This window comes from Streptomyces sp. NPDC048171 (assembly GCF_043202655.1).
GTDB lineage: Bacteria > Actinomycetota > Actinomycetes > Streptomycetales > Streptomycetaceae > Streptomyces.
Genome location: NZ_JBIDAU010000006.1, coordinates 504,826 through 529,556, shown reverse-complemented (window position 1 = coordinate 529,556; position 24,731 = coordinate 504,826). Strand labels below are relative to the sequence as shown.

23 protein-coding genes are annotated in these 24,731 nt (G+C 73.2%); 17 read left to right on the top strand and 6 right to left on the bottom strand.

Annotated elements, in window-relative coordinates:
• Window positions 1–185: 185 nt before the first annotated feature.
• The 4 genes from ACGF3J_RS19895 to ACGF3J_RS19880 all read left to right on the top strand — a co-directional run bounded on the left by ACGF3J_RS19895 (window position 186) and on the right by ACGF3J_RS19880 (window position 5,580).
• Window positions 186–1,274, top strand: a complete 1,089-nt coding sequence (locus ACGF3J_RS19895; protein ID WP_386933588.1) for a glycine betaine/L-proline ABC transporter ATP-binding protein — start codon at window positions 186–188, stop codon at window positions 1,272–1,274.
• The gene (locus tag ACGF3J_RS19890) at window positions 1,267–3,879 is read left to right on the top strand and encodes an ABC transporter permease/substrate binding protein (RefSeq protein WP_161327528.1); all 2,613 of its coding nucleotides are present in this window, start codon (window positions 1,267–1,269) and stop codon (window positions 3,877–3,879) included. Before ACGF3J_RS19895 ends, ACGF3J_RS19890 begins: the two co-directional genes overlap by 8 nt.
• 409 nt (window positions 3,880–4,288) lie before the next feature.
• Window positions 4,289–4,858: a helix-turn-helix domain-containing protein gene (locus tag ACGF3J_RS19885; protein ID WP_064727011.1), complete on the top strand. Its 570-nt coding sequence runs from the start codon at window positions 4,289–4,291 to the stop codon at window positions 4,856–4,858.
• Entirely contained in the window at window positions 4,855–5,580 is a 726-nt protein-coding gene (locus ACGF3J_RS19880) for a helical backbone metal receptor (protein WP_161327527.1), read from the top strand. The genes ACGF3J_RS19885 and ACGF3J_RS19880 overlap by 4 nt, the downstream gene beginning before the upstream one ends.
• On the opposite strand, the gene ACGF3J_RS19875 is transcribed toward ACGF3J_RS19880, so the two are convergent.
• Window positions 5,507–6,664, bottom strand: coding sequence for a TDT family transporter (locus ACGF3J_RS19875; RefSeq protein ID WP_161327526.1), 1,158 nt, complete (start codon window positions 6,662–6,664; stop codon window positions 5,507–5,509). The genes ACGF3J_RS19880 and ACGF3J_RS19875 overlap by 74 nt on opposite strands.
• Before the next feature lie 70 nt (window positions 6,665–6,734).
• Between ACGF3J_RS19875 and ACGF3J_RS19870 the strand changes: the two genes are divergently transcribed.
• Window positions 6,735–7,682 (top strand): LysR family transcriptional regulator, encoded by a 948-nt coding sequence (locus tag ACGF3J_RS19870; RefSeq protein WP_161327525.1) that lies wholly within the window; start codon window positions 6,735–6,737, stop codon window positions 7,680–7,682.
• Window positions 7,683–7,707: 25 nt separating this feature from the next.
• Here the strand turns inward: ACGF3J_RS19870 and ACGF3J_RS19865 are convergent, their stop codons facing one another.
• Window positions 7,708–8,406: a gamma-glutamyl-gamma-aminobutyrate hydrolase family protein gene (locus ACGF3J_RS19865; protein ID WP_202557756.1), complete on the bottom strand. Its 699-nt coding sequence runs from the start codon at window positions 8,404–8,406 to the stop codon at window positions 7,708–7,710.
• A gap of 87 nt (window positions 8,407–8,493) precedes the next feature.
• On the bottom strand, window positions 8,494–9,228 hold the full coding sequence (locus tag ACGF3J_RS19860; RefSeq protein ID WP_161327524.1) for a FadR/GntR family transcriptional regulator: 735 nt from the start codon (window positions 9,226–9,228) through the stop codon (window positions 8,494–8,496).
• Between the two features lie 73 nt (window positions 9,229–9,301).
• Between ACGF3J_RS19860 and ACGF3J_RS19855 the strand changes: the two genes are divergently transcribed.
• Genes ACGF3J_RS19855 through ACGF3J_RS19840 form a run of 4 tightly spaced genes read left to right on the top strand, consistent with a single transcriptional unit; the run spans window position 9,302 to window position 13,968 of the window.
• Complete coding sequence (locus tag ACGF3J_RS19855; RefSeq protein WP_161327523.1) at window positions 9,302–10,666, top strand: glutamine synthetase family protein; 1,365 nt, start codon at window positions 9,302–9,304, stop codon at window positions 10,664–10,666.
• Window positions 10,667–10,674: 8 nt separating this feature from the next.
• Window positions 10,675–12,105 carry an aldehyde dehydrogenase family protein gene (locus tag ACGF3J_RS19850; protein WP_393854419.1) on the top strand — a complete coding sequence of 477 codons (1,431 nt, stop codon included), beginning with the start codon at window positions 10,675–10,677 and terminating at the stop codon, window positions 12,103–12,105.
• On the top strand, window positions 12,102–12,884 hold the full coding sequence (locus ACGF3J_RS19845) for a 3-oxoacyl-ACP reductase (protein WP_393854418.1): 783 nt from the start codon (window positions 12,102–12,104) through the stop codon (window positions 12,882–12,884). The genes ACGF3J_RS19850 and ACGF3J_RS19845 overlap by 4 nt, the downstream gene beginning before the upstream one ends.
• 37 nt (window positions 12,885–12,921) lie before the next feature.
• Window positions 12,922–13,968 (top strand): DUF2510 domain-containing protein, encoded by a 1,047-nt coding sequence (locus tag ACGF3J_RS19840; RefSeq protein WP_161327277.1) that lies wholly within the window; start codon window positions 12,922–12,924, stop codon window positions 13,966–13,968.
• Between the two features lie 33 nt (window positions 13,969–14,001).
• Here ACGF3J_RS19840 and ACGF3J_RS19835 read toward each other — a convergent pair whose 3' ends face one another.
• A complete protein-coding gene (locus ACGF3J_RS19835) occupies window positions 14,002–15,204 on the bottom strand; it encodes an amino acid deaminase/aldolase (protein WP_161327276.1) in 1,203 nt (400 codons plus the stop codon).
• Between the two features lie 1,404 nt (window positions 15,205–16,608).
• Here ACGF3J_RS19835 and ACGF3J_RS19830 point away from each other — a divergent pair.
• Window positions 16,609–17,514: a hypothetical protein gene (locus ACGF3J_RS19830; protein ID WP_393854417.1), complete on the top strand. Its 906-nt coding sequence runs from the start codon at window positions 16,609–16,611 to the stop codon at window positions 17,512–17,514.
• Entirely contained in the window at window positions 17,511–18,707 is a 1,197-nt protein-coding gene (gene mycP / locus ACGF3J_RS19825) for a type VII secretion-associated serine protease mycosin (protein WP_346345950.1), read from the top strand. Before ACGF3J_RS19830 ends, mycP begins: the two co-directional genes overlap by 4 nt.
• Here mycP and ACGF3J_RS19820 read toward each other — a convergent pair.
• Window positions 18,692–19,468, bottom strand: a complete 777-nt coding sequence (locus ACGF3J_RS19820) for a serine hydrolase (protein ID WP_393854416.1) — start codon at window positions 19,466–19,468, stop codon at window positions 18,692–18,694. The two genes, mycP and ACGF3J_RS19820, sit on opposite strands and share 16 nt — an antisense overlap.
• A gap of 77 nt (window positions 19,469–19,545) precedes the next feature.
• Between ACGF3J_RS19820 and ACGF3J_RS19815 the strand changes: the two genes are divergently transcribed.
• The gene (locus ACGF3J_RS19815; RefSeq protein ID WP_161327589.1) at window positions 19,546–20,295 is read left to right on the top strand and encodes an SseB family protein; all 750 of its coding nucleotides are present in this window, start codon (window positions 19,546–19,548) and stop codon (window positions 20,293–20,295) included.
• Here ACGF3J_RS19815 and ACGF3J_RS19810 read toward each other — a convergent pair.
• The gene (locus ACGF3J_RS19810; RefSeq protein WP_125493101.1) at window positions 20,286–20,642 is read right to left on the bottom strand and encodes a DUF1844 domain-containing protein; all 357 of its coding nucleotides are present in this window, start codon (window positions 20,640–20,642) and stop codon (window positions 20,286–20,288) included. The genes ACGF3J_RS19815 and ACGF3J_RS19810 overlap by 10 nt on opposite strands.
• Window positions 20,643–21,023: 381 nt before the next feature.
• Between ACGF3J_RS19810 and infC the strand changes: the two genes are divergently transcribed.
• From infC to ACGF3J_RS19785, 5 genes are all read left to right on the top strand, one after another.
• The gene (gene infC / locus ACGF3J_RS19805) at window positions 21,024–21,680 is read left to right on the top strand and encodes a translation initiation factor IF-3 (RefSeq protein WP_107420387.1); all 657 of its coding nucleotides are present in this window, start codon (window positions 21,024–21,026) and stop codon (window positions 21,678–21,680) included.
• A gap of 107 nt (window positions 21,681–21,787) precedes the next feature.
• Window positions 21,788–21,982, top strand: a complete 195-nt coding sequence (gene rpmI, locus ACGF3J_RS19800) for a 50S ribosomal protein L35 (protein ID WP_003977225.1) — start codon at window positions 21,788–21,790, stop codon at window positions 21,980–21,982.
• Window positions 21,983–22,079: 97 nt separating this feature from the next.
• Window positions 22,080–22,463: a 50S ribosomal protein L20 gene (gene rplT, locus ACGF3J_RS19795; RefSeq protein ID WP_004002577.1), complete on the top strand. Its 384-nt coding sequence runs from the start codon at window positions 22,080–22,082 to the stop codon at window positions 22,461–22,463.
• A gap of 179 nt (window positions 22,464–22,642) precedes the next feature.
• On the top strand, window positions 22,643–23,491 hold the full coding sequence (locus ACGF3J_RS19790) for an RNA methyltransferase (RefSeq protein WP_161327588.1): 849 nt from the start codon (window positions 22,643–22,645) through the stop codon (window positions 23,489–23,491).
• A gap of 50 nt (window positions 23,492–23,541) precedes the next feature.
• Entirely contained in the window at window positions 23,542–24,681 is a 1,140-nt protein-coding gene (locus tag ACGF3J_RS19785) for an ATP-binding protein (RefSeq protein WP_161327587.1), read from the top strand.
• Window positions 24,682–24,731 lie beyond the last annotated feature (50 nt).

Here is a 24,731-nt window from a genome sequence, read left to right as displayed (position 1 = left end):
CGGTCACGCCTCGCATCATGCCGCAGAGGGTGTGGACGAACGAGGGACGACGTGTGAACTGGGTCACTCATGTGTTTGGCGCATAAGCATCGGGGCAGGCGCGCAGCCGGGTCGAAGCTGGTTGATGCATTCAACTGTTAGCGAGGCTTCACACCCTGTCCCTGTCCCCGATGCAAGAGGTAAGCGTGTCAGCCAGACTAGAAGCCGAGGGCCTGTTCAAGGTCTTCGGCAGGAAACCGGATCAGGCAGTCGAACGACTGCGCCAGGGGGACGTGCGGAAGGAACTGCACGCCGACGGCACCACGGCCGCCGTCATCGACGCGTCGTTCACCGTGGAGCCCGGCGAGATCTTCGTGGTCATGGGACTGTCCGGATCCGGCAAGTCCACGCTGCTGCGCATGCTCAACGGTCTGCTGGAGCCGACCGCCGGGCATGTCCGCTTCGGCGGTCAGGACCTCACCGAGATCGGCGAGCGCAAGCTGCGCGACGTCCGCTCCAAGAGCATCAGCATGGTCTTCCAGCACTTCGCGCTCTTCCCGCACCGCAGCGTCCGTGACAACGCTGCCTACGGTCTCGAAGTGCAGGGCGTGCCCCGCGCCGAGCGCGAACGCCGCGCCGACGAGGCGCTCGCCCTGTGCGGCCTGGCCGGCTGGGAGAAGTCCTGGCCCGACGAGCTGTCCGGCGGTATGCAGCAGCGCGTGGGCCTCGCCCGCGCGCTCGCCACGGACGCGGATCTGCTGCTGATGGACGAGTCCTTCAGCGCCCTGGACCCGCTGATCCGCCGCGACATGCAGGACCAGTTGCTCGAACTCCAGAAGACCCTGAAGAAGACCATCGTCTTCATCACGCACGACCTCAACGAGGCCATGCGCCTGGGCGACCGCATCGCGATGATGCGCGACGGCCGGATCGTCCAGATAGGCACGGCGCAGGACATCCTGATGCGCCCCGCCAACGACTACGTCGCCTCCTTCACCCAGGACGTCGACCGCTCCCGCGTGCTGACCACCGCCGCCGTGATGGAGACCGACGTCCGCGGTGACGAGGCCGACTGCGACTGCGAGACGGCCACGCCCGAGACGTCGTTCACCGACCTGTGCGCGATCAGCGCCCGCGTCCCGCACCCCGTCGCGGTCGTCGACGGCGACGGCGAGCTGGTCGGGGTCGTCCCCACCCGCCGCCTCGTCGGCTTCCTCGGGGACGAGCAGGCCGAGCCCGGCACCTGCGACAGCCCGCGCGACCAGGGTCCCGAGAAGGTGATGGCCCGTGCCTAGGATCCCGCTCGGCGACTGGGTCAACAGCACCGTCGACTGGCTGCTCGAACACGTCGCGTGGCTCTTCGACTTCCTGAAGACCGTCTTCACCGGCACCTACGACGGCATCAACGCCGTCCTCCAGGCGCCCGAACCGCTGCTCCTCGCCGGCATCTTCGCGGTCATCGCCTTCTGGCTGCGCGGCACGCTCGCCGGTGTGCTCACCTTCGTGGGATTCGCGTTCATCGACTCCATGGAGTTGTGGGAGAACGCGATGATCACCCTGTCGCTGGTGCTCGTCGCCACGATCATCGCCCTCGTGGTGGCGGTGCCCGTCGGTATCTGGGCGGCCCGCTCCGACCGGGTCAGCGGTCTCGTCCGGCCCGTGCTGGACTTCATGCAGACGCTGCCCGCGATGATCTACCTCATCCCGGCGATCCTGTTCTTCGGCACCGGCGCCTCCGCCGGCATCGTCGCCACCCTGATCTTCGCGCTCGCCCCCGGCGTGCGCATGACCGAGCTGGGCATCCGCCAGGTCGACAAGGAACTGGTCGAGGCCGCCGAGGCCTTCGGCACCACCCCCCGCAACACGCTGCTGCGCGTCCAGCTCCCGCTGGCCCTGCCGACGGTGATGGCGGGCGTCAACCAGGTCATCATGCTCGGCCTGTCCATGGCCGCGATCGCCGGCATGGTCGGCACCGGCGGCCTCGGCGGCGACGTCAACGAGGCCATCGGGCAGCTCAACGTCGGCCTCGGCTCCGAGTCCGGCGTGGCCATCGTGATCCTCGCGATCTACCTGGACCGCATGACCAGCGCGCTCGGCACCCAGGTGTCGCCGCTCGGCCGCCGCGCCGCCGCCAAGGCCCGCAGCATGGGCGGCCTGAAGATCTGGTCCTACCGCCCCCGCCCGCAGGTCGCCGTCATCGGCGTCGTCATCCTCGGCCTGGTGGCCGGCGGCATGGGCGTCTTCGGCGGCTCCGGCGGCTCGGAGGCCGTCGCGAACGGTAAGAACGTCGGCCAGGGCAAGAAGGTCACCCTCGGCTACGTGCCGTGGGACGAGGGCGTCGCCTCCACGTTCCTGTGGAAGGAGATCCTCGAACAGCGCGGCTACGAGGTCGAGGCCAAGCAGTTCGACGCGGGTCCGCTCTACACCTCCCTGGCGCAGGGCGACATCGACATCGTCACCAACTCCTGGCTGCCGACCACCCACGCGCAGTACTGGAAGAAGTACGGCGACCGACTCGACGACCTCGGCTCCTGGTACGACAACACGTCGCTGGAGCTGACCGTCCCGTCGTACATGAAGGACATCAACTCGCTCGAGGACCTCAAGGGCAAGGCCGACCAGTTCGGCGGCAAGATCACCGGCATCGAGTCCAGCGCCGGCGAGATGGCCCTGCTGAAGGACAAGGTCTCCAAGGAGTACGGCCTCGACAAGGAGTACAAGGTCGTCGACAGCTCCACGCCGGCGATGCTGGCCGAGCTGAAGCGGGCGATGAGCAAGAAGGAACCGATCGTCGTCACGCTCTGGTCCCCGCACTGGGCGTACAACGACCTCGACCTGAAGAAGCTCAAGGACCCCAAGGGTGCCTGGGGCAAGGGCGACGGCGTGCACACGCTCTCCCGCAAGGGCTTCGCCGGCGACGACCCCACGGCCGCCAAGTGGATGAAGGACTTCAAGCTGGACGAGAAGCAGCTCACCAGCCTGGAGGCCGAGATCAACAAGGCCGGCAAGGGCAAGCAGCAGGATGCCGTCCGCACCTGGCTGAAGAGCAACCCGGACCTCGTCGACAAGCTCGCCCCGGTCGCGGGCGCCGGCGGCGCCACCCCGGCCGAGGCGAAGCGCGCCCTGGACGTGGCCTGGTTCCCGTGGGAGGAGGACGTCGCCGTCACCTACCTGTGGAAGAACGTCCTGGAGCGCCGCGGCTACAAGATGAACCTGAAGCAGATGGACGTCGGCCCGGTCTACACCGGTCTGGCCTCGGGCGACCTCGACCTCAACTTCGACGCCTGGCTGCCCCACGCCCAGAAGAACTACTGGGACAAGAACAAGGACAACCTCACCGACCTCGGCACCTGGTACGAACCGACCTCCCTGGAGATCGCCGTTCCCTCGTACGTGAAGGACGTCAAGTCCCTCGCGGACCTCAAGGGCAAGGCCGACCTTTTCGACGGGAAGATCATCGGCATCGAGCCCGGCACCGGTGAGATGCAGCTCGCCAAGGACGAGGTGCTGCCGGGCTACGGCCTGGAGGACGAGTACGAGATCGTGGACGGCTCCACCCCGGCCATGCTGGCGGAGCTGAAGCGCGCCTACGCCAAGAAGGAGCCGGTCGCGGTCACCCTGTGGTCCCCGCACTGGGCCTACAGCGACTACGAGCTGACCAAGCTGAAGGACCCGAAGAAGGCCTTCGGCGAGGGCAACACGATCCGCACCATCTCCAGCAAGAAGTTCCCCGAGCAGTACCCGCAGCTCACCAAGTGGATCAAGAACTTCCACATGAGCGAGGACGAGCTCGGCACCCTGGAGGCCGAGATCAAGGACCGTGGGCAGGGCCACGAGGAGGAAGCCGTCGCGGCCTGGCTGGAGGAGCACCCGGACATGGTGGGCCGGATGACCCCGTAGCAGTACCGCACACCGGTCACCCCGAGGGGTGGGCCCGGCGGCGCCTCCTGACGGCGCGCCGCCGGGCCCACCCCTCGGGTCGTGTCGGCCGCGGACACGGTAAGGATTTGGACAACCACGGAGCGCCAACCCCCTGCCCGAGCATCGCCCCACCGGGGCGGAAGGGGCTGGCGGGAACACGCGGGGCCGTCCGCGCCTTGAACCGGTAAGGCGTCCGGCACGTGGGACGGACCGGCCCGCGCGTGGCGAGAACTGTGAGGTCCCGGCCACCGCACCGTGACATCGATGTGACGGCCGCATGAAACGGTTTGCCGAACATGCGTAGGGTGCAGAGAACTCCTCAGGAGGACGGCGACCCGAGAAGGGCACCGCGGCGGCACGACGACGGGTGAAGGAGGGAGCCGGAGCGATGGGCGACCACAAGGATCAGCACCTCCGGGTCGGCGCGGCCGTGCGGCGCCGGCGCCGGTCCCTCGACCTGACTCTCGCCGTGGTGTCCGAGCGCAGCGGCCTGTCCGTGCCCTTCCTCAGCCAGATCGAGAACGACCGGGCGCGGCCCAGTCAGAGCTCTCTGGAGAAGGTGGCCGACGCCCTGCGCACCACCGCCGTGGAACTGCTCGCCGCCGCCGACCCCGCGTGCAGCGTCGACGTGGTCCGCGACGAGGACCCCGACCCCGAGCTGGCCCCCAAGGTGCGCTCGCTGGTGCGCGGGCACCACCAGATGCACGCCTCCGAGTTCACCGGCGACCATGACGTGGGCCGTGAACTCCAGTACCGAAACGACCAGTTGATGTTCGTCGCCGAAGGCGCCGTGGAGATCGAGGCCGAGGGCCGCGCCTACCGGCTGGGCCGGGGCGACACGCTGTACCTCACGGGCGGCGTGCGGCACCGGTGGCGGGCCACGGTGCCCGACACCCGGCTGGTCGTGGTCGCCGTCGCCGAGCACATCGAGGCGGTCCGGGAGGGGCCCCGCCGGTGAGGGTGGTCTCCCTGGTGCCCTCCCTGACCGAAGCGGTGGCCCGCACCCTCCCGGGTGTCCTCGCCGGTGCCACCGACTGGTGCACCCACCCGGCCGGGCTCGACGTCGTACGCGTCGGCGGTACCAAGAACCCGAAGACCGACCGGATCGTCGCCCTCGCCCCCGACCTCGTGATCGCCAACGAGGAGGAGAACCGCGCCCCCGACCTGGACGCCCTGCGCGAGGCGGGCGTCGAGGTGCTGGTGACCGAGGTGCGCACCGTGCCGCAGGCGTGGACCGAACTGGACCGCGTGCTGACCGCCTGCGGTGCCCCCTCCCGGCCCCGGTGGCTCGACGAGGCCGAGGCGGCCTGGTCCGCGCTGCCGTCCCCGCCGCCCGGGGAGCGCCGCACCGCCGTGGTGCCGATCTGGCGCAGGCCCTGGATGGTGCTGGGCCGCGACACCTTCGCCGGCGACGTGCTGTCCCGCCTGGGCGTCGACCACCTCCACGCCTCGCACCCCGAGCGGTATCCGAAGATCCCCGTCGAGGAACTGCGGGCGGCCCGCCCGGACGTCGTGGTCCTGCCGGACGAGCCGTACCTCTTCACCGCCGACGACGGCCCGGAGGCGTTCCCCGGTCTGTCCTGCGCCCTCGTCGACGGGCGGTATCTCACGTGGTACGGGCCGTCACTGGTCGGGGCGCCCCGGGCACTGGCCGCGGCCCTGCGAGCAGCACACCGCTGAACAGGCCGCGCGTCGTGTGCACGGCGGCGACCGCCCAGGCCGTGACCAGCACGGCGTACAGGACGACCGTGAGTCCGTCGTAGACGACGAGCCCGGTGTGCCGGGCCAGGGCCTCCGCGCCGGTGACACAGGTGCCCACCGGGAAGGTGAAGGACCACCACGTCATCGAGAAGCCCATGCCCTCCCGCCGCGCCCGCACCACGTGCGCGGTGGCCAGGCACAGCCACATCAGCGCGAAGCCCGTCACCGGCACGCCGTAGAGCACGGCGAGCACCCCGAAGCCCTCGGCGTACGGCGCCGCGACGACACCCGGGGCCACGTCCGCGAACTGCCCCACGGCGGTCGTCGACTGCCCGAGCGGGCCCAGGACCAGGAACAGCGACGGGGTGAGCGCGAGCGGCAGCGGGCCGCCGGTGAGCAGCCGGCCGAAGATCACCGGCAGGGTCACCAGGGTCGCGAGCAGGCTCACGCCGAACAGCGCGACGCAGGCGAGCAGCAGCGTCTCGCGGGGCTGTCCCGGCGGGAGGTGCGGGACCAGCAGCGGACCGACGGCCGCCGACACCATGGGCGCGACCAGCGGCAGCAGCCACACCGGGCTGGCCTGTCCCGGCTCCACCCGGTGCCGTACGGCCATCAGGTACGGCACGGCGACCGCCGCCGCGAGCCCGACGGCCGTACCGGCGGTGAACAGCACGGCGTCCAGGGCGACCGCCGCCGAGGTGCCGATCCAGTCCCGGCCGACCGTCAGGGCGCCGCCGCCGACGGCCAGCAGGGCCATCGACAGGCAGCCGTAGAACGGGGCCGCGGCCGGGTCGAGCAGATGCGCGCGGGCCTGGTCCCGGTGGTGGTACCAGTGCAGGGAACGGGCCACGAGCAGCGCCACGAGGAGGACGAGGGACAGGGCCCAGAACGCGGCGCACACGGCGCGCAGCCCGGGTATGTGCCCCGGCAGCGCGGCTCCGGCGCCGCCGACGACGGCGGTGCCCATGACGCAGGCGTACCAGTTGGGCCCGAGATGGCGGACGGCCGGGACGCGCCGGGCGGGGACGGCGGCGGGGGAGTGGGGCTGGGCGACGGTGACCATACGTCCACGATCACCGCGGCCGAAGCCGCTGACCAGGGAGCACGCCTCTATGAGGGCATAAGCTGGGGTTATGGGCAGGAGCAGTGCGGAGGGTGAGCGGGACGGTCAGGGCGGTCAGGGCGTGCCGGGTTCGTTGGCGCACCGGGTCCCGGACCTCGGCGCGATGGAACTGCTGCTGGCGGTGGCCCGGCTGGGCAGCCTCGGGGGCGCCGCACGCGAGCTGGGCATCACGCAGCCGGCCGCCAGCAGCCGCGTCCGGTCGATGGAGCGGCAGCTGGGGGTCGCGCTGGTGGACCGTTCGCCGCGGGGCTCCCGGCTGACCGACGCGGGCGTGCTGGTCACGGACTGGGCGCGGCGGATCGTCGAGGCCGCCGAGGCGTTCGACGCGGGCGCGCAGGCGCTGCGGGACCGGCGGGACTCGCGGCTGCGGGTGGCGGCGAGCATGACGATCGCCGAATACCTGCTGCCGGGCTGGCTGGTCGCCCTGCGCACCCAGCTGCCCGACACGGCGGTCTCCCTGCTCGCGGGGAACTCGGCGACGGTGGCGGCACGACTGCTGGCCGACGAGGCCGATCTCGGGTTCGTGGAGGGCGTGAGCGTCCCCGCGGGCCTCGACTCCGCGGTCATCGCCCACGACCGGCTGATCGTCGTGACCGCGCCGGGCCACCCCTGGGCCCGCCGCCGGCGCCCGCTCGCGGCGGCGGAACTGGCGGCGACCCCGCTGATCCTGCGCGAGAAGGGCTCGGGCACCCGGCAGGTCCTGGACGCGGCCCTGGGCGGCCTGGCCCGGCCCCTGATCGAGCTGTCGTCCACCACGGCCGTGAAGGCGGCGGCGGTGAGCGGAGCCGGCCCCTCCGTCCTCAGCGAACTCGCGGTGGGCGAGGAACTGACCACCCGCCGCCTGGTGAGCGTCCCCCTCGCGGACGTCACCCTGGCCCGCGACCTGCGGGCGGTATGGCCGACCGGGCATCGACCGACCGGACCGGCACGGCAACTGCTGTCGCTCACGCGGGTGTAGGGGCCGCCGTGTCCGCCCTGGGCGCTCAGGAGGGCCGGGCCGCCGCCTCCACCAGAGCCCGCATCACCCGCACGTCCTCGCCCATCTCCGGGTGCCACTGCACGCCCAGGACCCAGCCGGGCGCGGACGGGAGTTCCAGGGCCTCCACCGTGCCGTCCGCCGCGTGGGCCGACGGGGTGAGGCCGGTGCCGAGGCGGTCCACCGCCTGGTGGTGGTAGGTCGGGACGAAGGTCTCCTCGGGGACCACACCGGCGTACAGCGTGCCCGTTACCGGCTTGACCGGGTGACCCCCGAAGGCACCCACCACCTCGGCGTGGCCCTCGATGTGCTGGACGAGGGTGCCGCCCAGGGCGACGTTGAGGAGCTGCATGCCGCGGCAGACGCCCAGCAGCGGGACGTGTGCGCCCAGGGCCGCCTCGATGAGGGCCAGCTCCCACGTGTCGCGGGCGCGCGCGGGCGGGCCGGTGCGGGGATCGGGGGCCGCGCCGTAGCGGACCGGCTCCACGTCCGGGCCGCCCGCGATCACCAGCCCGTCGAGACGGGCGAGCGTCGCCGCGGCCTGCTCCGGCGCGTCCGGCGGCAGCATCACCGCCAGGCCGCCCGCCCGCTGCACCAGCCGCGGATACCCGGCGGGCAGCAGGGCCGCCTCCAGTTCCCACACGCCCCAGCGCGCCCCGGTCTCCAGGTACGTGCTGACGCCGATCAGCGGTCTGTCCGTCACCATCCGAGCCCTCCGCCTCCCGCTATGGACCGTCCTCATACCTTTGCCCGCGCGGGACACGCCCGCCCGGCACACGCCCGCCCGGCACACTCACGTCAGGAACCCCCGCAGCAGCGCCGCCGTCCCCGCGCAGTGCTCCCGCGCGATCTCCCGCGCCCCGTCCGCGTCCCCGTCGAGCACGGCCTCCACCAGCGCCGCGTGCTGCCGCTGCGAGTGCTCAAGGTTGCGCACCAGCAGCGGGATGCAGTCCAGCAGATCGTTCAGGGTGGCCCGGACGGCCGCGTACTGCGCCGCGAGGGCCGTCGACCCGCACAGCTCCGCCAGGGTGAGGTGCAGCCTCGTGTCCAGCCGCCGGTACTCCGCCAGTGGCGCGTCCCGGGTCGCGGCCAGCGACTCGCGCAGTCGCGCCGCCCGGCCGTCCGCCAGCCCGTGCGCCGCGCACAGCCCGGCCGCGCCCACCTCCAGCACCTCACGGAAGCGCAGTACGTCCTCGATGTCGACCCCGGCCACCCGGCGCCGCAGTTCGTCCTCGCCGCCGGCGTCCGCACGCGGCAGCACGAACGTTCCGCCGTACCGACCGCGCCGGGCCTCCACCAGACCCTGGTCCTGAAGCACCCGCAGCACCTCGCGCAGAGTCACCCGGCTGATCCCGAGCCGCTCCGCCAGCTCCCGCTCGGCCGGCAGCCGCTCGCCCCCGGCGACCAGGCCCAGCCTGACCACTTGAAGGATCTGCTCCAGCGCCTCCTCGAAGCCGTTGCCGGCCCGCACCGGCCGCAACACCGGTGCGAGCCGGTCCGTCACGCTCCCCCCGGTTTCCTCCGGCATGCGGCCGCGCCCCCTTCCCAACCAATGGTTCCCGGCAATACCTTATGGCTCCCGGCCAAAGGAGGCTCTCCCCGTGCCAGACCGCACACCCCCGCTCGGGGTCGAGGCACTGCACGCCCTCGTCGCCGCCGGTGACATCGACACCGTCGTCCTGGCCTTCCCCGACATGCAGGGCCGCCTCCAGGGCAAGCGGTTCGCGGCCCGCTTCTTCCTCGACGAGGTCCTGGAACACGGCACCGAGGGCTGCAACTACCTCCTCGCCGTCGACGCCGACATGAACACCGTGGACGGCTACGCGATGTCCTCCTGGGACCGCGGCTACGGCGACTTCGCCATGCACGCCGACCCGGCCACCCTGCGCCGCCTGCCCTGGAACGAGGGCACCGCGATGGTCGTCGCCGACCTGGCCTGGGAGGACGGCACCCCGGTGCTCGCCGCGCCCCGCCAGATCCTGCGCCGCCAGCTCGAACGCCTCGCCGGTCACGGCCTGACCGCGCGGGCCGGCACCGAGCTGGAGTTCATCGTCTTCCGGGACACCTACGAACAGGCCTGGGACGCGAACTACCGCGGCCTGACCCCGGCCAACCAGTACAACATCGACTACTCGGTGCTCGGCACCGGCCGCGTCGAACCCCTGCTGCGCCGCATCCGCAACGAGATGGCGGGCGCCGGGCTCACCGTCGAGTCCGCCAAGGGCGAGTGCAACCCCGGCCAGCACGAGATCGTCTTCCGCTACGACGACGCCCTGGTCACCTGCGACCAGCACGCGGTCTACAAGACGGGCGCCAAGGAGATCGCCGCCCAGGAGGGCATGTCCCTCACCTTCATGGCCAAGTACAACGAGCGCGAGGGCAACTCCTGCCACATCCATCTCTCCCTCGCCGACGAGGACGGCGCCGCCGTCATGGCCGGGGACCAGGAGGGCGGCATGTCCGAGGTCATGCGGCACTTCCTCGCCGGACAGCTCGTGGCCCTGCGCGAGTTCTCCCTCCTCTACGCCCCCCACATCAACTCCTACAAGCGCTTCCAGCCCGGCTCCTTCGCGCCGACCGCGGTCGCCTGGGGACACGACAACCGCACCTGCGCCCTGCGCGTCGTCGGCCACGGCCCCTCCCTCCGCTTCGAGAACCGGCTGCCCGGCGGCGACGTCAACCCGTACCTGGCGGTGGCGGGCATGATGGCGGCCGGACTGCACGGCCTCGAACAGCGCCTTGAGCTGCCCGAACCCTGCGCGGGCAACGCATACACCGCCGACTACGCCCACGTCCCCACCACCCTGCGCGAGGCCGCCGAGCTGTGGGAGAACAGCGCCCTCGCCAAGGCCGCCTTCGGGGACGAGGTCGTCGCCCACTACCGCAACATGGCGCGCGTCGAGACCGACGCCTACGACGCCGTCGTCACGGACTGGGAACTGCGCCGCTCCTTCGAACGCATGTGAGGCACCCGTTGTCCGACCTGCCCGACCCGTCCGGTCCGTCCACCGAACCGCCCGACGTACTGCGGGTGCTGAACCCCGCCACCGAAGAGCTCGTCGCCACCGTCCCCGCCGCCTCCGCGGCCGACATCGACGCCGCCGTCGTACGGGCCGCCCGGGCGCAGACCGCCTGGGCCGCCCTCGCCCCCGGCGACCGGGCCCGGCTGCTGCGCCGCTTCGCCGCCACCGTCGACGAGCACCTGGAGGAACTGGCCCGACTGGAGGTCCGCGAGGCCGGGCACACCATCGGCAACGCCCGCTGGGAGGCCGGCAACGTCCGCGACCTGCTCGACTACGCCGCCGGGGGAGTGGAGCGGCTCACCGGACGCCAGATCCCGGTGCCCGGCGGCCTGGACGTGACGATCCTCGAACCGCTTGGCGTCGTCGGCGTCATCGCCCCCTGGAACTTCCCGATGCCGATCGCCGCCTGGGGCACGGCACCGGCGCTCGCGGCGGGCAACGCGGTCCTCCTCAAGCCCGCCGAGACGACCCCGCTGACCGCGCTGCGGCTCGCCGAACTCGCCCTGGACGCGGGACTGCCCGAGGGGCTGTTCCAGGTGCTGCCCGGACACGGGCCGGTCGCGGGCGACGCGCTGGTGGAGCACCCCGGCGTGGCGAAGATCGTCTTCACCGGGTCCACGGCCGTGGGCCGGCGGGTGGCCGCCAAGGGGGCCGCGCTCCTCAAGCCCGTCACCCTCGAACTCGGCGGCAAGAGCCCCAACATCGTCTTCGCCGACGCCGACGTGGAGGCCGCCGCGGCCGCCACACCCATGTCCTTCCTCGACAACTCCGGCCAGGACTGCTGCGCCCGCACCCGCATCCTCGTCCAGCGACCGGTGTACGACCGCTTCCTCGCCCTGCTGGCCCCGGCGATCGACTCCGTCCGGGTCGGCGACCCGGCCGACGAGAGCACCGACATGGGCCCCCTCATCTCCCGCGCCCAACTGGAGCGCGTCCGCTCCTACGTCCCCGACGGCGCCGACGGCATCCGCGGCAAGGCCCCCGAGGGCGGCCCCGGCTTCTGGTTCCCGCCCACCGTCCTCACCGGCGCCGACCCGGCCGCGCGGGTGGCCGTCGAGGAGGTCTTCGGGCCCGTGGCCGTCGTGCTGCCCTTCGAGGACGAGGCCGACGCGGTCCGCCTGGCCAACGCCACGGACTACGGCCTGTCCGGCTCACTGTGGACGCGGGACGTCGGCCGCGCCCTGCGCGTCTCGGCCGCGGTCCGCGCCGGGAACCTGTCCGTCAACTCCCATGCCAGCGTCCGCTACTGGACACCGTTCGGCGGCTTCAAGCAGTCCGGGCTCGGGCGCGAACTCGGCCCGGACGCGCTGACCGCGTTCACCGAGACCAAGAACGTCTTCATCAGCACCGCCTCGTCGAGCACGGAGGGCCCCGCACAGTGAGCGAAGAGATCGTCTGCCGCAGGCTTGACGGCCGTACCGCCGTCGTCACCGGAGCGGGCAGCGGCATCGGCCTCGCGACCGTCCGCCGGCTCGCGTCCGAGGGCGCGAACGTCGTCTGCGGCGACGTCGACGAGACCCGGGGCAGGGCCGCGGCCGAGGAGGTCGGCGGGACCTTCGTCATGGTCGACGTCACCGACCCCGAGCAGGTCGACGCGTTGTTCGGTACCGCGTACGACACCTACGGCAGCGTCGATGTCGCGTTCAACAACGCCGGCATCTCACCGCCGGACGACGACTCGATCCTGGAGACCGGCCTGGAGGCGTGGAAGCGCGTCCAGGAGGTCAACCTCACCTCCGTCTACCTGTGCTGCAAGGCCGCCATCCCCTACATGCGGCGCCAGGGCCGGGGGTCCATCATCAACACCGCGTCCTTCGTGGCGCGGATGGGCGCGGCCACCTCCCAGATCTCGTACACGGCGTCCAAGGGCGGCGTCCTCGCCATGTCCCGCGAACTGGGCGTGCAGTTCGCCCGGGAGGGCATCCGCGTCAACGCGCTCTGCCCGGGCCCGGTCAACACCCCGCTCCTCCAGGAGCTGTTCGCCAAGGACCCGGAGCGGGCCGCCCGCCGCCTGGTGCACATTCCGGTCGGGCGGTTCGCCGAGGCCGACGAGATCGCCGCCGCCGTCGCCTTCCTGGCCAGCGACGACTCCTCCTTCGTGAACGCCACCGACTTCCTGGTGGACGGCGGGATTTCCGGGGCGTACGTCACACCGCTGTAGATCACCGCGCGCGGCGTCCTACAGTGCCGGAATGAGCATGACGCCGCCGCCCGGCTGGTACCGCGACCCGTCGGCCGCCCACCAGGAACGCTGGTGGGACGGCACGGCCTGGACCGAGCACCGGCGCGCACCGGGAGCCACCGGGTACGGAGCACCGGGGGACACCGGGTACGGCGCACCCGCGACCCCCGGGTACGGCGCACCCGCGGCCACCGGGTACGGCGCGGCCCAGCACCCGGCGGCCCCGGCGCAGCCCGGCCAGCCGTCGACCGTGCCGCTGTTCGCGGGCGGTGGACAGGGGGAGCAGGGCGGCACCGGACGGGGGAAGGCCGTCGCCATCACCGTCGCCGCGGCCGTGCTGGTCGCCGCGATCGTCACCGGTGTGTTCGTCCTGGGCGAGGACGACGGGGGCGGTCCCGAGACGCAGGCCCCGCCCGTCACCCCGACCGCCACCGACCCCGCGCCGGTGACCGAGGAGCCGTCGCCCGCCCCCTCCGGACCCTCCGCGGCCGACCCCGCCGTGGTCGAGGACCAGCTCAACGGCGTCACCTTCCCGCTGCCGGACGGCTGGGTCCTGCCCGAGCACGTCGCCGAGGACGACGTCATGATGACCACGGACGGCACCTACGACTGCCCGGCGGACGGCGGCGTGTGCCGGCACGGAATGGTCGTCTCCCGCACCGTCACGTCGAACGCCGAGTCCTCCCCGAAGACCCTCGCCCGGCAGGACATCGAGGACGCCGCCGACGACGCGTACGACCGCGACCTGGTCGGCAACAAGCCGTTCGGCGGCATCGAGTCGCACGAGGAGGTGGCGTCCGGGCAGGTCGCGGTCGCCGGACGGGCGGGCTACTACGTGCGCTGGCGGGTGCAGACGGCCAAGGGGCCCGGCGGCTACGTGCAGTCGCTGGTGTTCCCCTCCACCGTCGGCACCGAGTCCCCGATCCTCGTCCGCTACGTCTTCGACGCGGGCGAGGACGGGCCGCCGCTCGCCGACATGGACCGGATCACCAAGGGCATCCGGCCCATCGGCGACGCGGACACGGGCGGCGGAGTGGGCAGCGGCATCGGCCCGACGGACTGACCGCGCGACGGCGCGTCGGGGCCTGGTCGGGGCCTAGAGGAAGGTGTGCCCCTCGCCCCGGTACGTCGGGACCGTCGCCGTGACCGCGTCCCCCTCCACCAGGTGCAGCGTGTCGAACCGCTCGCACAGCTCACCGGCCTTGGCGTGCCGGAACCACACCTTGTCGCCGATCAGCAGGTCGTCGGCGGGCGAACCGAGCAGCGGCGTCTGCACTTCGCCGGGGCCCTCCTGGGGGTCGTAGCGCAGCCCCTCGGGCAGGTACGGCACCGGCAGCCGGTCGGCGCCGGCCGCGCCGGAGGCCGGATAGCCGCCGCCCAGCACGGTCACGACCCCGACGCCGGGCCGCCGTACGACGGGCTGCGCGAACAGTGCCGCCGGACGCCCGGTGAACGAGGTGTAGTTGTCGAACAGGCGCGGCACGTACAGGCCGGACCCGGCGGCGATCTCCGTGACCGCCTCCTCGGCCGCCGTGTGCTGCACGCTGCCCGTGCCGCCGCCGTTGACGAACTCCAGACCCGGCACCACAGCCCGCACGGCCCGCACCACCGCGGCGCGGCGCTCGGCGAGTTCCCGGCGGGCGGCGGCCTGCATCAGCCGCACCGCACGCGACCGCAGCGGCCGCCCGGCCACCGCGTCCCCGACCCCGGCGACATGGCCCTCGTACGCCATGACACCGACGACCTCGAACCCCTTGCGGCGGGCCACCGCCCGCGCCAGGTCGGCCACCTCGGCGGGGGAGTGCAGCGGGGAACGGCGGGCGCCGACCCGCACCCGGCCGCCGAGCAGCCGCAGCGAGGTGTCCAACTCCAGGCAGACCCGCACGACTTCGCGCCCGCCGTCGCGTGCCCCGTCGATGAGGTCCAGCTGTGCCGGGTCGTCGACCATCACGGTCACCGCGGAGGCGAGCTTCGGGTCGGCGGTCAGCTCGGCGTATCCGGTGCGGTCCGCCGACGGGTAGGCGAGCAGCACGTCCTCGAAGCCGGAGCGGGCCAGCCACAGCGACTCGGCCAGTGTGTACGACATGAGGCCCGCGAAACCGTCCCTGGCCAGGGCGCGTTCCAGCAGGGCACGGCAGCGTACGGACTTGCTGGCCACCCGGACCGGCTTGCCGCCGGCCCGGCGGACCAAATCGTCCGCGTTGGCGTCGAACGCCTCCAGGTCGACGATGGCCACGGGGGCGTCCAGATGGGCGGTGGCCCGGTCGTAACGGGCCCGGTCGGCGGCGCGCGCAGTCATGCCCGCAGCCTGCCAGACAGGATTACCGCAGGGTAGGGGGACGTTCCGGGCCAATGCCACGGGCGTGCGGACTGGTTCCCCGCCGGGCGGGGTCACGCCGTAGAGTGACGCGCACGCACGGCGGAACGACCCCGGGCGGCCGGGCCCCCGGGCTCGCGCCGGGATGGCGGTCCTCCCGTGCGGGTATGCGTGCCCGGGACGGATCGGTCCGCACCGGGCCGGGGCAGGAGACATCACCGGCCCGCGTCGGAGAACGGCCCGGGCCCGAGAAACGGGGGGTGCATGAGCACGGAAGCGCGCCGCGCCTCCCATCCGCCCCGTCCCACCGCCCCACCGGAGGAACACCCGCCACCATCGGGCCGCGACGAACAGGACTCCGCCGGGGACCCCTGGACTCCGTCGCCCACGACGTCCGGCTCGGGCACCGTCGCCCCGGCCCGGCCGCAGTACCCACCGCGTCCCGCGACGGAACCCGCTCCGGCCGACGCCTCCCGGAACCCCGGCGCTCCTTCCCGTCCCGCCGCGCCACCGCGTCCCGCGTCGCCCCCGCGTTCCGGAGCGGTCGCGGGCGGCGTCGGGGCCGCGTCGGTCACCGCGTCCGGTTCCGGCACCGCCGACCTCACGGGCGCCGCGGCACACCCGCAGAACCCGCCGCGCCCCGCCACCCCGCCCCGCCCCGCCGGGACACCGGCGTCGTACGACCCGGACACGGGGGGAGCCGGTCGGAGTGCGGCGGGCACGTCGGACCTCGTCCCCGGGCAGCGCCCGCAGGCCCCGCCCCGGGACACCGGCGCCGGAGCGGCCCTCCCGGCGAGCGGCGAGACCCCGGGCCGGGAGCCTTCGCCGTCCCCGGAGGCGCCCCCGAAGACCCCGCGCCCGTACCCGCGCCTCCGCCTCGACGACCGCCCACGCGGCGAACACCGCCCACGCGGCGAACACCGCCCACGCGGCGAACAGGGACAGGACGTACCCCCGCCGCGTGCTTCGGCCCGGTTTCCGGATGCTCCGCCGTCCGTCGGGCGGGAGGCCGAGCCGCGTGCTTCGGCCCGGTTCCCGGATGCTCCGCCGTCCGTCGGGCGGGAAGCCGCGCCACACGCCTCCGCCCGCTTTCCCGACGCCCCGCCCACCGTCGGCGGCGATGCCCCGGCTCCAGGCGTGACGCGCCCGGCGACGCCCGCCGCGCGCCCGGACGCGCTCACCGCACGCCCCCCGGGCGCCGTGCCGGGCTCGCCCCCACGAGACGTTCCCGCGCCCCAGGACCGGCCTCGCGGTCCGGTGGGGCCCACGGCGCACGGTCCCGGTGCGGGCGAGGCCCTTCGGGGAGCCGGGGCGTCCCGGCCGCCGGCCCGGCGGACCAGTGTCCCCGAGGAGACCCCCTCCGAGACGACCCGGCGGCTGCGGCCCGTGCCGCCCGAGCCGGTGGCGGGCCGCGACCCGGGTCCCGACCCCGCGTTCTCCTGGAGCGCCCCGGTGGTGCCCGGCGACGGGCGGCCGCGGGTGTCGTTCGGGCGGCCCGAGGGGTACGACGGGCTCGCCCGGCCCCGCCCGCTCGGCGGCCGGCTGCGGCCGCAGGCCCTCGCCGCCGCCGTCTGTCTCGTGCTCGGCGTGGGGCTCCTCACCGGAGCGGCCACCGGCAGCTGGCTCGCCGGGGACTCCGGGGACGGCGGCGCGCGCAGCGCGTTCACCGAGGCCGGGGACCTGTGGCACAGCGTGCCGGTCGACCAGCTGTTCCCGCCCACCGTGCGCGGCCAGGGCGCCGGTCCCGGTGGCGCCGACCGCACCTGGACGCGGGTCGCGGTCGCACCGGACGGTGACTGCGCCGCCGCCTTCGACCGGCTGCTCGCCAAGGTGCTGGACCCGGTCGGCTGCCGGCGCCTGCTGCGCGCCACGTACACCGATGCCACCCGGAGCCATGTGACCACCGTCGGCATGCTGTTCACCAAGGCCGACACCGCCGCCATGACCTCACTGGCGAAGCGGTTCGAGAAGGAGGGCCTGGGCGGCCGCGACGACCTGATGCCGCTGCCCTACGCCGCGAAGGACACCGTCGCCGCCGGGTTCGGCGCCCCGCAGCGGGCCGCCTGGACCGTCTCCGTCCTCACCGACGCCCCCGTTGTCGTCTACGCCGTCTCCGGCTGGGCCGACACCCGCACCGTCGACGACCCCCAGCCCGCCGAGGAGGCCATGGAGTCCGGCGCCACGTCCGCCCCCGCCCAGGCCGGCCTCGGCCACGAGGCGAAGGGCCTCGCCGACCGCGTCGAACGCGCCCTGCGCAAGAACGTGGGCCAGGCCACGGAGCACCCGTCGTGAACGCACCCCGGGTGAACACCCACCGCACCCGCCGGGCAGGCACCGCCCTGAGCCTCCTGCTGGCGGGCGCCCTCGTGCTCGTCCCCGCCCCCGCCGCACACGCCGACGGCATCCGCGCCCAGCAGTGGGCCCTGGACGCGATGCACACCCAGGACGCCTGGCGCACCACCAAGGGCGCGGGCGTCACCGTCGCCGTCCTGGACACGGGCGTGGAGGCCGACCACCCCGACCTGGCCGGCAACGTCGTCACCGGCAAGGACCTGGTCGGCTTCGGCGCGAGCGAGGGCGACCGCGCCTGGGCCAGGCACGGCACCGCGATGGCCGGGATCATCGCCGGGCACGGCCACGGCGCCGGCAACGCCGACGGCGTCATGGGCATCGCTCCGGAGGCCAAGATCATGCCCCTGCGCGTGATCCTGGAGGACGGCGACGCCTCCCGCGCCAAGGCCCGCAAGACCCGCGGCAACGCCCTCGCCGAGGGCATCCGCTGGGCCGCCGACAACGGCGCCGACATCATCAACCTCTCCCTCGGCGACGACTCCGCCTCCGCGCACCCCGAACCCGCCGAGGACGAGGCCATCCAGTACGCCCTGAAGAAGGGCGTGATCGTCGTCGCCTCGGCCGGCAACGGCGGCGAGAAGGGCGACCACGTCTCCTACCCGGCCGCCTATCCGGGCGTCATCGCCGCCACCGCCGTCGACCGCTACGGCACCCGCGCCTCCTTCTCCACGCGCCGCTGGTACGCCACGGTCAGCGCGCCCGGCGTCGACGTGATCATCGCCGACCCCGACCACCGGTACTACGAGGGCTGGGGCACCAGCGCCGCATCGGCCTTCGTCTCCGGCGCCGCCGCCCTGGTGAAGGCGGCCCATCCGGATCTCGGCCCGGCCCAGGTCAAGGCCCTGCTGGAGGACACCGCCCGCAACGCCCCCGCCGAGGGCCGCGACGACTCCCGCGGCTTCGGCTTCGTCGACCCCGCCGCCGCGATCGAGGCGGCCGGACGGCTGAAGCCGGAGGGCCTGAACTCGGCGGCCTACGGCGACGAGTACTTCGGCTCCGGCCCCGACACCGCCGACTCCGACGACTCCACCTCCGCCTGGGCGGCCCCGCTGGCCGGCGGCGCGGGCGGCGTCCTCGTGGTCGCCTCCGTGGTCCTGTGGCGCGGCCGCCGCGAACGCTACGACGACTTCTGATCCCGCTCCGCCCGGCCAATCCCGTCACCCTCCGCGGCGAGGACGGACACCACCGCCCGGGCCGCCCGCTCGACCAGCGCGATCCCCTCCGCCAGGGTCGCGCTGCCCCGCGACATGACCGCCACCAGCCGACCGTGCCCGCCCGAGGAGACCCGTCCGACGCTGTTGACGACCCACAGCCCGGTGGTGCTCCGCCGCAGCCAGCCGTTCTTCAGCGCCCACGCGGAACCGTCGGCCGCCGCCGACACCCCCCACCGCTGACCGTCCGCGATCCGCCCCATCAACCCGGTCACGTACGCCCGCGCGTCCGCGCTCAGCTCGGAACCGTCCGCGACGAACAACTGCCGCAGCAGCGCGACCTGGTCAACGGCCGTCGTCCGCGTCAGCCCCCACAGCGTCCCCTCGCCGCCCGCGGTCCCCGTCAGCCCGAACCGCTCGTTCGCCGCGTCCAGCCCCCGCGCCCCGCCGATCGCCCGCCACAGCGCCGAAGCCGAGTCGTTGTCACTCCTCACGACCATCGCGGCGGCATGCGCCCGCTCGGCGACGGTCAGCCCGCGCCCCGCGTCCCCCGCCCGCAGCAGCAGCGCCGCCAGAATGCCGACCTTGACGACGCTCGCCGTCTCGAAGCCTCCCGCCCCGTACGCCGCCCCCACCCCGGCCTCCGGATCAAACCCCGCCACCGCAACCTCGACACCGTCCCCCACACCCACCACCCCCATGACACCGGCCAACGACGCGTCCCGCTCCACGACCGCCTCCATCGCTTTTCACCGACGCCTTCCCGCCCCATCGGGGGTCCGCAATGCGCTGCCTACGTCCTGAACTAGGGTCGGGGACCGTGGCGAACAAGAACATTCCCGACTCCGGTTACTCCGACGACGACGGCTCCGCCGATCCCCGGCTCGATGCCGCGCTCGCCGCCTGGGCCGAGGACCGGACCGCTCTGCCGCCGGTGCTGGAGGCGCTCAAGGGTGCCCGGCTGCTGGTGCCCGTCGTGGCCGTGCTCGGTGAGGTGGAGGAGGGCGAGCACGGGCTGCGCCGGGAGAAGAGCAGTGACATGGCGGTGCCCACGCTGAAGGCCGGCGGCCGGACCGCGCTGCCCGCCTTCACGTCCACCGCGTCGCTCGCCCGCTGGGACCCGGAGGCCCGCCCCGTCGCCGTACCCGTGCACCAGGCGCTGCAGGCGGCCGCGCACGAGAAGGCGGACACGGTCGTCCTCGATCTGGCCGGACCGGTGCCGTTCGAACTGACCGGAGCGGTGCTGCTGGCGCTGGCCGAGGGGCGTACGACAACCGACCCGCTCGCCGATCCGGCCGTCGGCGACGCCGTACGGGCCGTCCTCGCCGCGCAGCCGGCCGTGCTCCGGGCGCACCTCGGGCGGGGCCGGGCCGACGGCACGCTGGCGCTGGTCCTGGATCCGGGTGAGGGCGACCCGGCGAAGGCGGCCCGCGCCGTCGCCGAGCGGCTGGCCGCCGACGAGACGCTGAGGGCCCGCCTGGTGCGCGGCCTCGACCTGGCACTGCTGCCGGCCGGGGCGACGCCGCCGGGCGAGCCCTTGTACGTGCGGGAGGGGCAGGGTCAGCGGTAGACGGGCCCCGTGTACTTCTCGCCCGGACCCTGGCCCGGCTCGTCCGGGACGAGCGAGGCCTCGCGGAAGGCCAGCTGGAGCGACTTCAGGCCGTCCCGCAGCGGCGCCGCGTGGAAGGAGCTGATCTCGGTCGCCGTCGCGTCGAGCAGGCCGGCCAGCGCGTGCACCAGCTTGCGGGCCTCGTCCAGGTCCTTGTGCGCCTCGCCCTCCTCGGTCAGCCCCAGCTTCACGGCGGCGGCGCTCATCAGGTTGACGGCGACCGTCACGATCACCTCGACCGCGGGGACCTCCGCGATGTCGCGGGTCATGGCGTCGAAGTCGGGCGTCTCAGGCGGGGTGTCACTCATGCCGCACACGATAGGCGCAGCGGGCGATCCGGCCCCACTCGGTCTCGGTTAGCCCTTCCCTCGCCGAGCTGCTAACCTTGTGTAACGACCGGTCGGACACGCACGCCCACGGCAGCGGATCCGGCCCACAAGTGGAGGCTCCGATCTCCCACCTGGCCGTCCTCCGGACGGCGGGTCACCGGTCAGGCGGTCCCGTCCCTGCGGCGGCGACCGGCCCGAAATCGCGCCCCGCGGTCATCGCGGCGGTGCTCCGGTAGTTCGAGGAGCCCCGCCTGTGATCGTCCGGGGCATTTTTTCTGCGTCGGCGCGGTTAGGTCTATCGAACACAGACGTTACGCGGCTGTTTGCCAGACCGTCGCGTGGTGCTACCGAGGAGGATCCATCAGCGCCGAGCCCCGCATCAACGACCGGATTCGCGTTCCCGAGGTGCGACTTGTCGGTCCCAGCGGCGAGCAGGTCGGGATTGTTCCGCTTGCCAAGGCCCTGGAGCTTGCGCAGGAGTACGACCTCGACCTCGTCGAGGTCGCGGCGAACGCCCGTCCGCCTGTCTGCAAGCTCATGGACTACGGGAAGTTCAAGTACGAGTCGGCCATGAAGGCCCGTGAGGCGCGCAAGAACCAGGCGCACACGGTCATCAAGGAGATGAAGCTCCGGCCGAAGATCGACCCGCACGACTATGACACCAAGAAGGGTCACGTCGTCCGGTTCCTCAAGCAGGGCGACAAGGTCAAGATCACGATCATGTTCCGCGGCCGCGAGCAGTCCCGCCCCGAGCTGGGCTACCGACTGCTGCAGCGTCTCGCGGAGGACGTCCAGGACCTCGGCTTCGTGGAGTCGAATCCGAAGCAGGACGGCCGAAACATGATCATGGTTCTCGGTCCGCACAAGAAGAAGACCGAGGCGATGGCCGAGGCCCGCCAGGCGCAGGAAGCGCGCAAGGCGGACGCGAAGGCCAACCCCGGCAAGTCGCAGAACGCCGCGGAGGCCGACGACGTCGAGGATGCCGAGGCTCCCGCGCAGGAACCCGCCGAGGCGTGACCCCGGGGGACGCGAGTCCCCAGGACCAACCGAAACAAGCGACGCTCCACCGTGCCCGGTTTCACGACCGGGCACCGGAGTGCCACCGACGAGGAGAGAACGGCGCTATGCCGAAGAACAAGTCGCACAGCGGTGCCAGCAAGCGCTTCAAGATCACCGGCTCCGGCAAGGTGCTCCGTGAGCGCGCCGGCAAGCGCCACCTGCTCGAGCACAAGTCGTCCCGCGTGACGCGCCGCCTGACCGGCAACGCCGAGATGGCCCCGGGCGACGCCGCGAAGATCAAGAAGCTTCTCGGCAAGTGACGTACGGGCGCCACTGAGCGCCGTACGGCACAACCGGGACCCCATCGATACCGGGTCGCGTGAGTCTCACCGCGGCCCCGCTACAAGGAGTTAACAAGTGGCACGCGTCAAGCGGGCAGTCAACGCCCACAAGAAGCGCCGGGCGATCCTCGAGCAGGCCTCCGGCTACCGCGGTCAGCGTTCGCGCCTGTACCGCAAGGCCAAGGAGCAGGTCACCCACTCGCTGGTCTACAACTACAACGACCGCAAGAAGCGCAAGGGTGACTTCCGCCAGCTGTGGATCCAGCGCATCAACGCCGCTGCCCGCGCCAACGGCATCACGTACAACCGCTTCATCCAGGGCCTGAAGGCCGCCAACGTCGAGGTTGACCGCAAGATCCTCGCCGAGCTGGCCGTCAACGACGCCGGTGCCTTCGCCGCGCTGGTCGAGGTTGCGCAGAAGGCGCTGCCGAGCGACGTGAACGCGCCCAAGGCTGCGTGACGCTGCGCCGGCTTGAGCCGTAGTCGAAGGGACCCGCAGGCTTCGGTCTGCGGGTCCCTTCGATTGCCGTTGTCCGGTTCGTTGTCTGCTGCGGGTGCGTCGTGGCTGGTCGCGCAGTTCCCCGCGCCCCTCAGGGCGCGGTGCAGTCCACGACGATTCAGATGTGAAGGTGAGCAAGAGTGCGTCCTGTCAGCCCCGAGCTGATCTCCCCCCGTTCTCCCCGTGTCCTGGCCGCGCGGCGGCTGGGGAAGCGGAACTTTCGGGGCAAGGAGCGGCTGTTCCTGGCCGAGGGGCCGCAGGCCGTGCGGGAGGCCGCCGGGTACGACGACACGCTGATCGAGCTGTTCGCCACCGTCGAGGCCGCCGAGCGGTACGCCGACATCATCGGGGCCGCACGCGAGGCCGGTGTGCGCGTGCACCTCGCCGCCGAGCAGGTCATCGAGGACATCTCCACCACCGTCACCCCGCAGGGCCTGGTCGGGGTCTGCCGGTTCATCGACACCCCCTTCGACGAGATCCTCGCCGCCCGCCCCCGGCTGGTCGCCGTCCTCGCGCACGTCCGCGACCCCGGCAACGCGGGCACGGTGCTGCGCTGCGCCGACGCCGCCGGCGCCGAGGCCGTCGTCCTCACCGACGCCTCCGTCGACCTGTACAACCCCAAGGCCGTACGCGCCTCCGTCGGATCCCTGTTCCACCTGCCGGTCGCCGTCGGCGTCCCCGTCGAGCGGGCCGTGGCCGGGCTGCGGGACGCCGGGGTCCGGGTGGTCGCCGCCGACGGCGCGGGGGAGCAGGACCTCGACGCCGAGCTGGACGCCGGCACCATGGGCGGCCCCACCGCCTGGGTGTTCGGCAACGAGGCCTGGGGGCTCCCCGAGGAGACCCGCGGCCTCGCCGACGCCGTCCTGCGCGTCCCGATCCACGGGAAGGCCGAGAGTCTGAACCTGGCGACCGCCGCCGCCGTATGTCTCTACGCGTCGGCGCGTGCACAGCGCGCCGCCGGAGGGTGCCGCTCCGTCACCAACGCCTAGTAGGGTGACCTGCCCAGGGCCCCCGCGCGGCTGAGAGGTGGGATACGGGGATGAGTGTCGGCACGAGCAGCGCGCCGGGAGCCCGGGGAGCGCCGCGTCCGCCCGCGCCCCGCACCCCCGGTGATCTCGCCGGCCTCGGCCTGGACCCGGACCAGCTGCCCGACGGCCTGGTCGTCGCCGACGAGCGCGGCCGCGTGGTCTGCTTCAACGCCGCCGCCGCCCGCATCACCGCCGTCCCGGCCGCCGAAGCCCTCGGCCGGCCGCTGGAGAAGGCACTGCCCCTCGAGGACCTGGAGGGCCGGCGCTGGTGGCAGCTCACCGACCCCTACGGCGGCCTCGCCATCCGCGCCGGCCAGCCCGAGCGCAACCTCCTGCTCCCCGGCGGCCGGGAGGTCCTCGTCTCCGCCCGCTACGTCCGCGTCGAGCGGCTCGGCCCCGTCCACCGGGTCGTCGTCACCCTGCGTGACACCGAGGCCCGCCGTCGCACCGAACGCAGCCACGCCGAGCTGATCGCCACCGTCGCCCACGAACTGCGCTCGCCCCTCACCTCCGTCAAGGGTTTCACGGCGACGCTGCTGGCCAAGTGGGAGCGGTTCACCGACGACCAGAAGCGGCTGATGCTGGAGACCGTCGACGCCGACGCGGACCGGGTCACCCGGCTCATCGCCGAGCTGCTGGACATCTCGCGGATCGACTCGGGCCGGCTGGAGGTCCGCCGCCAGCCCGTCGACATCGGCGCCGCCGTCGGCCGGCACATCCAGGCGTACGTCGCCTCCGGCCAGGAGGCCGACCGTTTCCTGCTCCGCCTCGGCCGGCCGCTGCCCGACCTGTGGGCCGACCCCGACAAGGTCGACCAGGTGCTGAGCAACCTGCTGGAAAATGCCGTGCGGCACGGCGAGGGAACCGTCACCATTGACATCACGCCCACGGCGTCCCCCCGCGAAGGGGAGGACACCGGCACGTCGGTCACGGTGAGCGACGAAGGGGCCGGCATCCCGGAGGAGTCCATGAACCGCGTCTTCACCCGCTTCTGGCGGGGCAGCAAGCGCGGTGGCACCGGCCTCGGGCTGTACATCGTCAAGGGCATCGTCGAGGCCCACGGCGGCACCATCACGGTCGGCCGCGCCCCCGGCGGCGGCGCCGAGTTCCGATTTACGTTGCCCGTGGCGGCACCGGCGTATCTCACCTGAGCGGCACCTGAGACGGCCTACGACCCCACGGGCGTAATCCGCGTTCCACA

Excerpts from the sequence above, each read along its gene's own strand:
- ACGF3J_RS19865 (WP_202557756.1), bottom strand. The coding sequence starts at position 8,406 with ATGGTGACGGACAGACCGCTGATCGGCGTCAGCACGTACCTGGAGACC.
- ACGF3J_RS19840 (WP_161327277.1), top strand. The coding sequence starts at position 12,922 with ATGACGCCGCCGCCCGGCTGGTACCGCGACCCGTCGGCCGCCCACCAG.
- ACGF3J_RS19820 (WP_393854416.1), bottom strand. The coding sequence starts at position 19,468 with ATGGAGGCGGTCGTGGAGCGGGACGCGTCGTTGGCCGGTGTCATGGGG.
- ACGF3J_RS19885 (WP_064727011.1), top strand. The coding sequence starts at position 4,289 with ATGGGCGACCACAAGGATCAGCACCTCCGGGTCGGCGCGGCCGTGCGG.
- ACGF3J_RS19870 (WP_161327525.1), top strand. The coding sequence starts at position 6,735 with ATGGGCAGGAGCAGTGCGGAGGGTGAGCGGGACGGTCAGGGCGGTCAG.
- rpmI (WP_003977225.1), top strand. The coding sequence starts at position 21,788 with ATGCCGAAGAACAAGTCGCACAGCGGTGCCAGCAAGCGCTTCAAGATC.
- ACGF3J_RS19785 (WP_161327587.1), top strand. The coding sequence starts at position 23,542 with ATGAGTGTCGGCACGAGCAGCGCGCCGGGAGCCCGGGGAGCGCCGCGT.
- ACGF3J_RS19810 (WP_125493101.1), bottom strand. The coding sequence starts at position 20,642 with ATGAGTGACACCCCGCCTGAGACGCCCGACTTCGACGCCATGACCCGC.
- ACGF3J_RS19860 (WP_161327524.1), bottom strand. The coding sequence starts at position 9,228 with ATGCCGGAGGAAACCGGGGGGAGCGTGACGGACCGGCTCGCACCGGTG.
- ACGF3J_RS19835 (WP_161327276.1), bottom strand. The coding sequence starts at position 15,204 with ATGACTGCGCGCGCCGCCGACCGGGCCCGTTACGACCGGGCCACCGCC.
- ACGF3J_RS19875 (WP_161327526.1), bottom strand. The coding sequence starts at position 6,664 with ATGGTCACCGTCGCCCAGCCCCACTCCCCCGCCGCCGTCCCCGCCCGG.